Below are 13,700 nucleotides of genomic sequence, written 5' to 3'. Positions count from 1 at the left end.
TCATGATTTTTGAACGTGAGTTCTAACTGTTTATGGTCGTAAAGGTAAGAGGGCCGGACTCTCGGTTTTTAAGGTCATTTTTGACTTTACTGACGGGGACGGCTGGTGGGCAAGTCATCATATTAATTTCAATGCCGGTAATATCTAGGCTATATTCTCCGGCTGATTTTGGGGTGTATGCCGTATTGAATTCGGTAATTGCCATACTGGGAGTTGCGGCTTGCTTGAGATATGACGTGGCTTTGGCTTTGCCGAGGAGGGGGAGAGATGCAGTATCCTTGTTATGCGTAGGCTTTCTTTCTTTAGTGCTTTTTTCTGTGATCGCTCCTTGGTTCTCGGTTTTGGTGACTGATAATGCTGGAGCGCCTATTAAGTATATTAATGAGGGGTTAAACTTTGTAATTGTTGTTTTTGGGATTTTTGCCTTTGGAGGTGTGGCTTTATTGCAATCCTGGTTTATAAGAAGAAGGCGCTTTATTTTAGTGTCGAGAAATAAGGTGATTCAATCTTTTGCTCGGGTTTTTATTCAGATTATCGCAGGAGTTTCTGGATTTGTTGTGAATGGGTTGCTTCTGGGGGTGATAGTTGGGTATATGGTGGGGTTTGCACTTTATGCGAAGAGTATTCGTTTGAGGTTATTTGGCCTGACAAACAGAAGACGTGTTTTCGAATATGCATCGCGCTACAGAAAGTATCCAATATACTCTACGTGGGAGGCGTTGGCAAATGCGTCGGCAATTTATCTTCCAATAATAATTATGGCTAGATATTTGCCGTCAGAAGAGGTTGGTTATTTGAATTTGGCAATGATGATATTGCAGGCGCCTGTCGGACTGATAGCCACCAGTGCGGCTCAGATATTTTTGTCGGAGGCTCCAAAGAGACATGCGGAGGGTACATTAAAAGTTTTTTTCACTGAAATTGTATGGCGACTTGCTAAGATGGGGGTGTTGCCATTTTTGCTTGTGTTGGTGGTCCTTCCTTTTGGTGTTTCTGAGATTTTTGGCGACAAGTGGGAACCGGTTGGAGCGATGATAATATGGATGTTGCCATGGTTTTTTATGCAATTGGTGGCATCCCCGGTATCCATGTCTTTCCATGTCCTTGGTAGGCAGGAGTTGGCATTGGTTTTGCAGGTATTTTCTTTATTGACCCGGTTGGCCTTTATATATTTGTGTGTGATTTATTTTGAATCATGGGTGGTTGAAGGGTATGCTATATCAGGATTTGTTGTTTATTTAATTTATTTCTTGGTCGTGTATTTTCTGGTGAAGAGAGGGTGAGATGAGTAATCCATCGGAGATGACGCTTGCAATTCGACCGCGAGTTAGCGTTGTTGTGGGGGCTAAAAATGAGGAGAAGTATGTTCGTGTCGCATTGATGAGCATCCTAAGTCAGGGATTTGATGATCTTGAGCTAATTTTTGTCGATGATAAATCCTCTGATCGGACGAAGGAGATTGCGTTGGAGATTTCTTCGATGGATTCTAGATTGAAGGTTTTTGATAATGAGATGCCCGGAAAGCCTGGTGTATTTAATTATGGTGTCGGCTTGGCGACTGGAGATTTTATATGCCTATTTGCTGGTGATGATATCATGCCGGAAGGGAGTTTGTGGGCGAGATATATGATGGTTAAGGATAATTCGCCAGATGAGTTGGTTGTGGGGTTGTCGAAGCTTCAGGTGATGTCGGAGGACAAGTCGAAGGATGGAATGGTGATTCCGAGGAAAAAAGGGGTGGGCGGCTATAGTGGAGTTTCATTCATGATGAGTCGTGGAATGTTAGGTGAAATATTCCCGGTGCCAGATTTTTTGCCAAATGAAGATACATGGATGGAGCTTGCGGCTAAACATCTTGACAAGGTTAAAATAATTAATTCTGGTATCGTGGCGTGTAAATGGAGAATGCATCAGGACAATAGTAAAAGCATGACTATGCCGTTCGATATTTATAATGATAGAATGTCGAGAAGGTTTGACGCATTAAGTACTTTTTTGAGGATAAATAATAATAAAATGAACGATCAGTCAAAGAGGCTTCTTGAAGCTAGGGTGAAGTGTGAAGAGCTGCGAAGGCATGGTGATGTTCTAGGTATTTTTCTTTGCGAATTGCCGATGGTGGATCGATTGCGCGCATTGTCGCTGGCAAATTCTTTTATGTATGCAGTGAGAGGTCGTTTCTTTAAGTTGTTTAGTGGGTGGTAATCCATGAGGTTCTCGTTCTCGCTTAGAGGCGTGTCTGGTTTATTGGCTTTCCTGCTGATATTTCCTGCGTATGTTGCTTATCAATCGGCTGTTCAGTTTGACTTGATTCCAAGGTTCCTTGGCGGATATTACACGTTTGGTGCGGTGGCTGCCATGCCGTTTGCTGTTTGGGCTTACTTTCAAAGCCGAGGGCGTGCTCGCGTTCTAGTTGAAATACTGTTTTTCTTATTTTTGGCTCTGTTTTCTCTTGTGGTTATATATGGGTATTTTTCTGGTGCAAATAGACTGATTGTCAATCCTCATATAGCGTATATCTTGAAAATATTTTCGCTTTACTTTGTGGCCATGGGATTTGCTTGGGAGAATTCTGGCTATCAGAAGAGGCTGAGATGGTTGCTGTTGCTGTTCTGCTTTTACATTATTATTGCCTCTGCTAGTGGGACTTATGTGGTTGACTACGAAAGTCTTGGCGATTTGGAGGATAGATTAAATTACCAGGGCGTGGGGTTGGCTATATTTGTCATGATGGTGGCTGCTGTCCCGAGTGCGAATAGTAGGGTGAGGATGTTTTTGTGGCCTTGTGTTTTTCTGGCGCTGTATTTTGTTGGCGCGCGATCTGAGTTTTTGGCGGCTATTCTTGCCTTCCTTTTGGTGGAGTTTGCGAAAAGCCATAATCCTTTGAAGTTTTTTTCTTCAATGCTTTTTATTTTTTTTGGAATTGTTCTGCTTGGATATTTTTTCGTAACAGAGGTTAATGATAGAATGGTGCAAATCCTATCTATTGGGCAGGATCAGTCGGTCTCGGAGAGGTTGGTTTTTCAGAGGGAGGCCTTAAAAACAATAGTAGATAATCCCTTGGTCGGTAGTTATGCTAGTTATCCGCCTGGCGCTTATAGTCACGATATATTTTCTGCTTACGTCGATCTGGGGTTGCTTGGGTTTGGTGTTTTGATTTTCTTGTATGTGCTTTCTACTTTTCATTTGATTAATTTGTTTTTGAAGGGGGAGCGGGGGGATTTGTTTTTGGTTGCTTTGTTGCTTATACTATCTTCTTTCATGTTGTTGCTGGTGGCTAAAAATTACACGTATTTGTTGGTGCCGGTTGCGGTGGGGGCTTATGTAAGGTTTTATGTGAGTCGTTATTATGATAGAGGTGTGTGAGATGTTTGGGAACAAAATTTTATTAATCACTGGTGGTACAGGGTCTTTTGGTAATGCAGTCCTAAATCGCTTCCTAGGTTCCGATTTGAAGGAAATCCGCATCCTCAGTCGCGACGAAAAGAAACAAGATGACATGCGCAAGAAGTACAACAACCCCAAGATCAAGTTCTATATTGGGGATGTGCGTGATATCCGTAGCGTGGATGCCGCCATGCGTGGCGTGGACTTTGTCTACCATGCGGCCGCACTCAAGCAGGTGCCATCCTGCGAGTTCTTCCCGATCGAGGCTGTCCGTACCAATGTGCTGGGTACGGAAAACGTCCTGCTGTCCGCCATCAATCATGGCGTCAAGCGTGTGGTGTGCTTGAGCACCGACAAGGCCGTGTATCCCATCAACGCCATGGGCATCAGCAAGGCCATGATGGAAAAGGTCATGGTGGCAACCAGTCGCAATCTGGAACATACCAACACCGTGATCTGTGGCACGCGCTACGGCAACGTGATGGCTTCGCGCGGCTCCGTTATTCCGCTGTTCGTGCAGCAGGTGCAAAATGGCCAGCCCATCACCATCACCGATCCGGAAATGACCCGCTTCATGATGACGCTGGAAGATGCCGTGGACCTGGTGCTGTACGCCTTCGAGCATGGCAACAATGGCGATATCTTTGTGCAAAAGGCTCCTGCCGCCACGGTAGATGTGTTGGCGCAGGCCATTCTGGGCCTCATGAACAAGCCGGACCATCCCGTCAACGTCATGGGCACGCGCCATGGCGAAAAGCTGTATGAAGTGTTGCTCAGTCGTGAGGAAATGGCCTGTGCCGAAGACATGGGTGACTACTTCCGCGTTCCGGCCGACTCGCGTGACCTCAACTACACCAAGTTTGTGGATGAGGGTGAAAAGCGTTTGACGCAAACCTCGCACGGTGAAGACTACAACTCGCACAATACCACCCGCCTGGACAAGCAGGGTATGCAGCAGTTGCTGCTCAAGCTCAAGTTCATGCAACGCGTGGCGCGCGGTGAAGTGGCCAACCCCGAGGAGTAAACCATGAGAGTCCTGATCACCGGATCCGATGGCTTCATCGGCAAGAACCTTCAGCTCATCCTGTCCCCGCGCCAGGATGTAGAGGTCCGCTGCTTTGACCGCAGCCACTCCTTGCAGCAACTCCCGGAAATGCTGGAGGGCGTGGATTTCGTCTTTCATCTGGCCGGCGTCAACCGCCCGCAAGATCCGGCAGAGTTTGCCTCTGGCAATACGGATCTGACTGCGACCCTGTGCCAGGCGGTAGCCACTCAGGCAGAAGCCGGCAAGCGCATTCCGGTGATCTATACCTCATCCATCCAGGCGGCGCAGACCAACCCTTATGGTGAAAGCAAGCGCGGTGCCGAAGATTTGCTGTTTGCCCTTGGCCAGCAACACGGTGTGCCGGTACACGTGTTCCGTCTGCCCAATGTATTTGGCAAGTGGACGCGCCCCAACTACAACTCGGTGGTAGCCACTTTCTGCCACAACATCGCCCGCGGCTTGCCCATCCAGGTCAACAATCCTGATGCAGCACTGTCCCTGGTCTACGTGGACGATGTGGTTCAACGATTTGTCCAACTGATGGACGGAGCAGCACCTTGCCAGGATGCAGAGGGCTTTGATCAGGTACAGCCGGTCTACGCTACCACTGTTGGGCAGCTGGCCGAGGCCATCAAAGGTTTTCGCGACAACCGCGACACGCTGATGATAGATCGTGTGGGTACGGGACTGACCCGCGCCCTGTACGCCACCTACGTCAGCTATCTGGAACCCGCGCAATTTTCCTACACCGTGCCCATGCATGGTGATGCGCGCGGGGTCTTTGTGGAAATGCTCAAGACGCAGGACAGTGGCCAGTTCTCGTACTTCACGGCGCACCCGGGCATTACCCGTGGCGGTCACTACCACCACACCAAGACCGAAAAGTTCCTGGTCATCAAGGGCAAGGCCCTGTTCCGTTTCCGTCACATGCAGACGGGTGAGTATCACGAGCTGCACACCGATGGCAGCAAGGCCGAAGTGGTCGAAACTGTACCCGGCTGGACGCACGACATCACCAATGTGGGCCAGGAAGAAATGGTCGTCATGCTGTGGGCCAATGAAATTTTTGATCGGGAGCGCCCGGATACCTATGCCTGCCCGCTGTAAGGTGCAGGCTGCTGGAGATTGCAAGAAATGAAAAAACTCAAAGTCATGACCGTCGTGGGCACCCGCCCCGAAATCATCCGCCTGTCCCGCGTCATGGCGCGCCTGGACGAGCATTGCGAACATGTGCTGGTACATACCGGTCAGAACTACGACTACGAACTCAACCAGATCTTCTTTGACGATCTGGGCATTCGCAAGCCGGATCATTTCCTCAACGCCGCTGGCGGCACGGCTGCCGAAACCATCGGCAAGATCATCGCCGCCGTGGACGGCGTGCTGGCAGAAGTGCAGCCCGAAGCCCTGCTGGTACTGGGCGACACCAACAGCTGCCTGTCCGTGATTCCGGCCAAGCGCCGCAAGGTGCCGATCTTCCACATGGAAGCCGGCAACCGCTGCTTTGACATGCGTGTCCCCGAAGAAATCAACCGTCGCATCGTGGACCACACCGCCGACATCAACCTCACCTACAGCAGCATCGCCCGCGAATACCTGCTGCGCGAAGGTCTACCGCCGGATATGGTCATCAAGACTGGTAGCCCCATGAACGAGGTGCTGGGCCATTACCGTGCCAAGATCGAGGCATCGGACGTGCTGGAGCGTCTTGGACTGGAAGCCAATCGTTTTTTCGTCGTCAGCGCACATCGCGAGGAAAACATCGACTCCGACAAGAACTTCACCCGCCTGGTGGAAGTGCTGAATGGCGTGGCCGAAAAATACGGCTTCCCCGTGATCGTCTCTACCCATCCGCGCACGCAAAAGCGCGTGGATGCCATGGGGGCCCAATTCCACCCTAACGTGCAGCTATTGAAGCCGCTGGGCTTCTCCGATTACAACAAGCTGCAGCTCATGGCACGCGCCGTACTGTCTGATAGTGGCACCATCAACGAGGAATCCTCCATCCTCAACTTCCCGGCCCTCAATCTGCGCGAAGCGCATGAGCGCCCCGAAGGCATGGAAGAAGCCGCCGTGATGATGGTCGGCATGTCGCCCGAGCGCGTGATGCAGGGCCTGGACATCCTGGAAAGTCAGCCGCGTGGTGACCAGCGCCTGCTGCGCCAGGTGGCCGACTACAGCATGCCCAACGTTTCCGACAAGGTGCTGCGCATCATCCAGAGCTACACCGACTATGTGAACCGCGTGGTCTGGAAGAAGTACTGATAGAGCCTGTATGCGAATTGCCCTGATAGCAGACGCCTACCCGCCGCTGCGCTCCTCCGCCGCCGTACAACTGCGGGACTTGTCCGAAGAATTTGCCCGCCAGGGCCACCAGATCACCATGATGGTGGCCTCGCCAGACCAGCCACAACCCTGGCTGCTGGAAGAGTGGCGTGGCGTACAGGTCTTGCGCCTCAAGACACCACGCACCAAGGACATCGACTACGTGCGGCGTACCCTCGGCGAGTTCCTGATGCCCCATGCCATGTGGCGCAACCTGCAGCAAAGCCCGCTGGCCGGGCAGCAGTGGGACGGCGTGGTGTGGTATTCGCCCAGCATCTTCCTGGGGCCCATGGTGCAGCGCATGAAGCGGGCCTCCCGCTGCCGTAGCTACCTGATCATCCGCGACATTTTTCCGGAATGGGCGGTGGACATGGGCCTGATGGGCCGGGGCTTGCCCTACCGCTTTTTCAAGGTCATTGCCAACCAGCAGTACGCCGTAGCCGATGCCATCGGCATCCAGACACCAGGTAATGGCGTGTATTTCCAGGAGTGGCAGAAGCAGTCCGGCCGCTCGCTGGAAGTGTTGCAGAACTGGCTAACCAGGGCACCGGATGCCGGCTGCACCATTGATGTGCAGCAGACCCCGCTGACAGGCCGCAAGATCTTCGTCTACGCCGGCAACATGGGCATTGCCCAGGGCATGGGGGTACTGATCGATTTGGCCGAAAGGCTTCGGCATCGTGCCGATATCGGCTTCCTGTTCGTGGGGCGTGGCAGCGATGCCGACAAGCTCAAGCGCATGGCTGCAGAACGGCAACTGGACAACGTGGTGTTTTTTGGCGAGATTGATCCGGACGAGATACCCGGCCTGTATGCCCAATGCGATATCGGCCTGGTCGCGCTGGACCCGCGACACAAGACGCACAATATTCCCGGCAAATTCCTGTCGTACATGCACAGTGGGCTGCCCGTACTGGCCTGTGTGAACGATGGTAATGACCTGGTGAACCTGATTCAGACTGAACAGGTGGGCAGTGTTTCGTCCCGACCCGATGCTGCCGTGCTGGCAGCACAGGCAGAAGCCCTGCTGGAGCAACTGGAAACGGATGCCGGCATGTCGCAACGCTGCACGCAGCTGGCAGATCGTCTGTTCTCGTCAGAGGCAGCGGTGCGGCAGGTCGTGGCCAGCCTGCAGGCTTGAAGCGTCATCTACGGGCCACGTTTTTGAAATAAATTGCGGCTTGCGCTACGCTAGCCGCATCTGTCTCATCCATTGTGAGAACACGCCATGAACCCTTCCAGCATCAAGAAAGCCGTCTTCCCCATCGCCGGCCTCGGCACCCGTTTCCTCCCTGCCACCAAGGCCAGTCCCAAGGAAATGCTGACCGTGGTAGACAAGCCGCTGATCCAGTACGCGGTAGAGGAGGCCTATGAGGCCGGTATCCGCCAGATGATTTTCGTCACCGGCCGCACCAAGCGCTCCATCGAGGACCATTTCGATACCGCCTACGAACTGGAATCGGAACTGGAAGCCGCCGGCAAGCACGAGCTGCTCCAGTTGGTGCGCAGCATCAAGCCCGACGACATGCAGTGCGTTTACGTACGCCAGCATCGCGCCCTGGGCCTGGGCCACGCTGTGCTGTGCGCGCGCGAGCTGGTGGGCAATGACCCGTTTGCCGTATTGCTGGCCGATGACCTGATGGTGGGCCAGCCGTCCATCATGTCGCAGATGGTGGAGCAGTTCAACGAATGGCGCACCAGCATTTTGGCAGTGCAAGACGTGCCGCGTGAAGACACCCGCAAGTACGGCATCGTCGCTGGCACCGAGGTCAACCCGCAGATGGTGGATGTCAACGCCATCGTCGAAAAGCCCGCGCCCGAACAGGCACCCAGCACCCTGGCCGTGGCTGGCCGCTACATCCTCACCCCCGGCATCTTTGCCGAAATCGCCAGTCAGCAAACCGGGGTGGGTGGTGAAATCCAGCTCACCGATGCCATCGCCTCGCTGCTGCGCCGTGAGCGCGTCTTTGCCTTCCGCTATCAGGGCAAGCGTTACGATTGCGGCAGCAAGCAGGGCTTCCTCCAGGCTACGGTGGATCTGGCGCGTCAGCATCCCGAAATGGGCGAAGGTTTCAGCGCCTGGCTGAAAGACAATTGCCAGTAAGCCCACAACGGGCGGCAAGGAAAATTCATGATCCTGATCACAGGCGGCGCCGGCTTCATCGGCGGCAACTTCGTTCTCGACTGGCTGGCGCAGCACAACGAGCCCATCCTCAACCTGGACAAGCTGACCTACGCCGGCAACCTCGAAACTCTGGCTGCCGTGCAGGACGACCCACGCCACATCTTCGTACAGGGCGATATCGGTGATGCCCAGCTGGTCAGCCGCCTGCTGGCCGAGCACCAGCCACGCGCCATCCTCAACTTTGCCGCCGAAAGCCATGTGGACCGCTCCATCCACGGCCCGGAAGACTTCATCCAGACCAATATCGTCGGCACCTTCCACCTGCTGGAATGCGCCCGCGCCTACTACAACGGCCTGCAGGGCCAGGCCAAAGAGGCCTTCCGCTTCCTGCACGTCTCCACCGACGAGGTCTACGGCACCCTGGCACCTGATGCCCCGGCCTTTACCGAGCAGCACCGCTACGAGCCCAACAGCCCCTACAGCGCCAGCAAGGCCGCCAGCGACCATCTGGTACGCGCCTACCACCACACCTACGGCTTGCCGGTACTCACCACCAATTGCAGCAACAACTACGGCCCGTACCATTTCCCGGAAAAGCTGATCCCGCTCATGATCGTCAACGCCCTGGCCGGCAAACCGCTGCCGGTCTACGGTGACGGCATGCAGGTGCGTGACTGGCTCTACGTCAAAGACCACTGCAGCGCCATCCGCCGTGTGTTGGAGGCCGGCCAGTTGGGCGAAACCTACAACGTTGGCGGCTGGAACGAAAAGCCCAATATCGACATCGTGCACACCATCTGCCGTCTGCTGGACCAGCTGCGCCCGCGTGCCGATGGCCGCAGCTACGCCGAACAGATCACCCACGTCACCGACCGCCCTGGCCACGACCGCCGCTACGCCATCGATGCGCACAAGATTGAACGTGAACTGGGCTGGAAGCCGGTAGAAACCTTCGACACCGGCATTGCCAAGACCGTGCAGTGGTACCTGGACCACCCGCAGTGGGTGGCCAACGTGCAAAGCGGTGCCTACCGCGAGTGGGTCAGCAAGCAATACACGCAGGAGTAAGCCATGGGCACCACCATCCTGCTGTTGGGCAAGCAGGGCCAGGTCGGCTGGGAGCTGCAGCGCAGCCTGGCCCCGCTGGGTACGCTGTGGGCGCTGGGGCGTGATACCGCTGCCAACCCGGTCTGGCAAGGTCAGCCGTTGCACGGCGATCTGGCCGATCCCGAAGCCCTGGCCGCCACCGTGCGCCTGCTGCAGCCAAACGTCATCGTCAATGCTGCTGCCTACACCGCAGTAGACAAGGCCGAAAGCGAGCCAGAGCTGGCGCAGCGCATCAATGCCACCACCATGGGCGTGCTGGCCCAAGAGGCAGACCGTCTGGGCGCACTGCTGGTGCATTACTCCACCGATTACGTGTTTGACGGCTCCGGCCAGCAGCCCTGGCAGGAAACCGATGCCACCGCACCGCTCAATGTCTACGGCCAGACCAAGTTGGCAGGAGAAACCCTGATCCGCCAGCACGCGGCAAGGCACCTGATTTTCCGCACCAGCTGGGTCTATGCCGCACGCGGCGGCAACTTTGCCCGCACCATGCTGCGCCTGGCGCAGGAGCGCGATAGCCTCAGCGTGATCAGTGACCAGTGGGGCGCCCCCACCGGTGCCGAGCTGATCGCCGATGTCACCGCCCATGCCGTGCGGCAGTACCTGCGTGGCGATACCGGCTGTACCGGCCTCTACCATTTGGCCGCTGGCGGCAGCACCAGCTGGCATGGCTATGCCAGCCATGTGCTGGATGTGGCACGGCGCAAGGGTCTGCCGCTTAAGGTGGCTCCGGAAGCCGTCACCGCCATTCCCTCCAGCGCTTACCCCGTGGCAGCGACACGGCCGCTTAATTCGCGGCTGGACACGCACAAACTGCAGCAGGCGTTTGGTCTGGCGCTGCCGGACTGGCAGCAGGGCGTGGACCGCATGCTGGATGAAGTGCTGGGCTGAAAAGCCGGCCATCCCCCTCAATACATCAAGCGAAATTCTATGACGACTTCACGCAAGGGCATCATCCTGGCGGGCGGCTCCGGCACCCGCCTGCACCCGGCCACACTGGCCATCAGCAAGCAGCTGCTGCCGGTGTACGACAAGCCCATGATCTACTACCCGCTCACCACGCTGATGCTGGCGGGTATCCGCGACATTCTGGTCATTTCCACGCCACAGGACACGCCGCGCTTCCAGCAGCTGCTGGGCGATGGTGGCCAGTGGGGCCTGAACCTGCAGTACGCCGTGCAGCCCAGCCCGGATGGTCTGGCGCAGGCCTTTCTGATCGGCAAGGATTTCATCGGCAACCACCCTTCGGCGCTGGTGCTGGGAGACAACATCTACTACGGCCATGATTTGGTGACCCTGCTGCAGCAGGCCCATGCACGTACCGATGATGCCTCGGTCTTTGCCTACCATGTGCAGGATCCGGAGCGCTACGGCGTGGTGGAGTTCGATGCCGCCGGCAAGGCCATCAGCATCGAGGAAAAGCCGCAGCAGCCCAAGTCCAGCTACGCTGTCACCGGCCTGTACTTTTACGACAACCAGGTGGTGGACATTGCCAGCCAGGTCCGGCCCAGCGCCCGTGGCGAGCTGGAAATCACCAGCGTCAACCAGGCCTACCTGGAGCAGGGCCGCCTGCATGTGGAAATCATGACGCGCGGCTATGCCTGGCTCGATACCGGCACCCATGAAAGCCTGCTCGATGCCGGCCAGTTCATTGCCACGCTGGAGCAGCGCCAGGGCCTGAAAATCGCCTGCCCGGAAGAAATCGCCTGGCGCAACGGCTATATCGATGCGGCCCAATTGCAGGAATTGGCAGAGCCGATGCGCAAGAATGGCTACGGCCAATACCTGCTGCGCCTGCTGAAAGAAGGACTGCCCCGATGAAAGCCTTGCCCACTTCCATTCCCGATGTGTTGATCCTGGAGCCGCGCGTGTTTGGCGATGCCCGTGGCTTCTTCATGGAAAGCTTCAACCAGCGCGTATTTGACGAGCTGACCGGTACCCGCCACCAGTTTGTACAGGACAACCACTCCCGGTCCGCCCGGGGCGTGCTGCGCGGCCTGCATTTCCAGACGCAGCAACCCCAGGGCAAGCTGGTGCGCGTGGTGCGCGGCAGCGTGTTTGACGTGGCGGTGGACATCCGCAAGGAGTCGCCCACCTTTGGCCAGTGGTTTGGCCTGGAGCTGAGTGAGGAGAACCAGCGCATGCTGTGGGTGCCGCCCGGCCTGGCACATGGCTTTCTGGTGCTGAGCGAGACGGCGGAATTCCTGTACAAGACCACCGATTACTATGCGCCGCAGCATGAAGCCACGCTGGCCTGGAATGATCCGGATGTGGCCGTGGCCTGGCCCTGTCATGCCATCGACATGCCGCAGCCGCTGTTGTCGGCCAAGGACCAGCAGGGCCTGGCCTTGCATCAGCTGCCTTGAGGGCTGGCAGCGCGCCGCCATGTGGTGTTGCGCCTACATGTCATGGGCATAGCTTGTGGCATTTTCCCGCTTTGGCAGATGGCGATGGCCAGCAAGACGGACTGGATGACAAGGCCTGCGGGACGGGGTGTACCATGCACTCTCTAGGGATGTGTCCGGATCAGCATGTTGAAGTAACGGCATGCGCCATGCGTTTGTCATGAATTTGACATGCCAGCACCTATACTATCAGCGAAAGATAGCATGGGGCTAACCCTGATCCAGCGCAGCTGAGCGGGAGGGGCTCCAGAATCGCATGAAAAAATTCCTGACGTCGTTTTATACCCGCCTGGCAGTAGGCCTGCTGTTTGTCTGTGCCCTGCCAGCATTCTTGTTGCCCCACTGGAACCCGCTGGCCTTGCCTGCGGGCTTGATGCAGGAAGTCAGCATGGCGGCCGTGGCGCTGGCTTTTGTGGCCAGCATGCTGAGCATGCAGCGCTTTGACTGGTTTCCAGGCCGGCGCTCCATTTTTGCCGGTATTACCATTGTGCTGGGCTGGTACGGGGTACTGGCCGGCTTGCTGATGGCCACTCGCCTGCCGTACTCCCTGACCTACCTCACCGCCGGACTGTGCCTGACGCTGCTGTTCATGTTGCTGCAATCCACCTGGATGCGGCATGGCCAGGTGCCACGCATGGGCTATGTCCCGCTGGGGCGGGCCAGCAGGCTGGACCTGATCAAGGACGTGGAATGGGTGCGGCTGGATGAGCCGGCGCTGCCCAATGGCGGACAGCGGCTGGACGCCATCGTGGCTGACCTGCACGCGCCCGCGCTGACCAATGCCTGGCAAAAGTTCCTCGCGGATTGCACCCTGCAGCACATGCCGGTGTACAACATCCGTCAGGTGGAAGAGGCGCTCACCGGGCGCGTCAAGATCCACCACATGTACGAGAACACCCTGGGGTCGCTGCTGCCCAACCCGACCTACATGGCGATCAAGTACGTGCTGGAAGTGGCGCTGATCCTGCTGTCCCTGCCGATTGTGCTGCCCTGTATTGACCCACTGAATTCCTGCACAGGTGTTATTGTTGAAGGAAACGACGATGAGTACCCTGATGGAAGACGATATCAAGCGCTGGACGGCCAAGCGTAAAACGGCCCTGGTCCTGGAGATCATCCAGGGCAAGACTACGGTGGCAGAGGCCAGCCGTGCCTTTGACCTGCAGCCTTCAGAGCTGGAGCAATGGGTGGAAGAAGGCAAACGTGGCATGGAGAATGCCTTGCGTACGAACCCGCTTGATGTGCGCCAGCAGTATGAGAAGAAGCTCAGTGACCTGCAGGAAGCCTACGGCGAAGCCATGCTGGA

The 13,700-nt window shown here is 56.1% G+C and carries 14 protein-coding genes; all 14 read left to right on the top strand.

Annotated elements, in window-relative coordinates:
* Window positions 1-80: 80 nt before the first annotated feature.
* Window positions 81-1,283, top strand: coding sequence for a lipopolysaccharide biosynthesis protein (locus BMW28_RS10730; RefSeq protein WP_159430752.1), 1,203 nt, complete (start codon window positions 81-83; stop codon window positions 1,281-1,283).
* A 1-nt stretch (window position 1,284) separates the two neighbouring features.
* Window positions 1,285-2,205 carry a glycosyltransferase family 2 protein gene (locus tag BMW28_RS10725; RefSeq protein WP_091817750.1) on the top strand — a complete coding sequence of 307 codons (921 nt, stop codon included), beginning with the start codon at window positions 1,285-1,287 and terminating at the stop codon, window positions 2,203-2,205.
* Window positions 2,206-2,208: 3 nt separating this feature from the next.
* Window positions 2,209-3,366, top strand: a complete 1,158-nt coding sequence (locus BMW28_RS10720; protein WP_091817748.1) for a hypothetical protein — start codon at window positions 2,209-2,211, stop codon at window positions 3,364-3,366.
* Between the two features lies 1 nt (window position 3,367).
* Complete coding sequence (locus BMW28_RS10715) at window positions 3,368-4,411, top strand: polysaccharide biosynthesis protein (RefSeq protein WP_091817745.1); 1,044 nt, start codon at window positions 3,368-3,370, stop codon at window positions 4,409-4,411.
* 3 nt (window positions 4,412-4,414) lie between these two features.
* Window positions 4,415-5,539 (top strand): UDP-2-acetamido-2,6-beta-L-arabino-hexul-4-ose reductase, encoded by a 1,125-nt coding sequence (wbjC, locus tag BMW28_RS10710; RefSeq protein ID WP_091817743.1) that lies wholly within the window; start codon window positions 4,415-4,417, stop codon window positions 5,537-5,539.
* A 27-nt stretch (window positions 5,540-5,566) separates the two neighbouring features.
* Entirely contained in the window at window positions 5,567-6,697 is a 1,131-nt protein-coding gene (gene wecB, locus BMW28_RS10705) for a non-hydrolyzing UDP-N-acetylglucosamine 2-epimerase (RefSeq protein ID WP_091817741.1), read from the top strand.
* Window positions 6,698-6,776: 79 nt separating this feature from the next.
* Window positions 6,777-7,898 (top strand): glycosyltransferase family 4 protein, encoded by a 1,122-nt coding sequence (locus BMW28_RS10700; RefSeq protein ID WP_234970124.1) that lies wholly within the window; start codon window positions 6,777-6,779, stop codon window positions 7,896-7,898.
* Between the two features lie 87 nt (window positions 7,899-7,985).
* Window positions 7,986-8,861, top strand: coding sequence for a UTP--glucose-1-phosphate uridylyltransferase GalU (gene galU / locus BMW28_RS10695; protein ID WP_091817736.1), 876 nt, complete (start codon window positions 7,986-7,988; stop codon window positions 8,859-8,861).
* Between the two features lie 27 nt (window positions 8,862-8,888).
* On the top strand, window positions 8,889-9,950 hold the full coding sequence (gene rfbB, locus BMW28_RS10690) for a dTDP-glucose 4,6-dehydratase (protein WP_091817734.1): 1,062 nt from the start codon (window positions 8,889-8,891) through the stop codon (window positions 9,948-9,950).
* A gap of 3 nt (window positions 9,951-9,953) precedes the next feature.
* Window positions 9,954-10,880, top strand: coding sequence for a dTDP-4-dehydrorhamnose reductase (gene rfbD, locus BMW28_RS10685; RefSeq protein ID WP_091817731.1), 927 nt, complete (start codon window positions 9,954-9,956; stop codon window positions 10,878-10,880).
* Window positions 10,881-10,919: 39 nt separating this feature from the next.
* Window positions 10,920-11,810, top strand: coding sequence for a glucose-1-phosphate thymidylyltransferase RfbA (gene rfbA / locus BMW28_RS10680; protein WP_091817728.1), 891 nt, complete (start codon window positions 10,920-10,922; stop codon window positions 11,808-11,810).
* A complete protein-coding gene (gene rfbC / locus BMW28_RS10675) occupies window positions 11,807-12,355 on the top strand; it encodes a dTDP-4-dehydrorhamnose 3,5-epimerase (protein WP_091817726.1) in 549 nt (182 codons plus the stop codon). Before rfbA ends, rfbC begins: the two co-directional genes overlap by 4 nt.
* 295 nt (window positions 12,356-12,650) lie before the next feature.
* Window positions 12,651-13,487, top strand: a complete 837-nt coding sequence (locus BMW28_RS10670; RefSeq protein WP_143280589.1) for a hypothetical protein — start codon at window positions 12,651-12,653, stop codon at window positions 13,485-13,487.
* A partial coding sequence (locus BMW28_RS10665; RefSeq protein WP_091817921.1) for a DUF1153 domain-containing protein occupies window positions 13,438-13,700 on the top strand: 263 nt, incomplete at its 3' end. The genes BMW28_RS10670 and BMW28_RS10665, both read left to right, overlap by 50 nt.

The organism is Allobrachymonas denitrificans DSM 15123, from assembly GCF_900110225.1.
In the GTDB taxonomy this organism is placed as follows: domain Bacteria; phylum Pseudomonadota; class Gammaproteobacteria; order Burkholderiales; family Burkholderiaceae_C; genus Brachymonas; species Brachymonas denitrificans.
The sequence above is the reverse complement of the archived record's forward strand: the minus strand, read 5'-3'. Positions and strand labels throughout refer to the sequence as shown.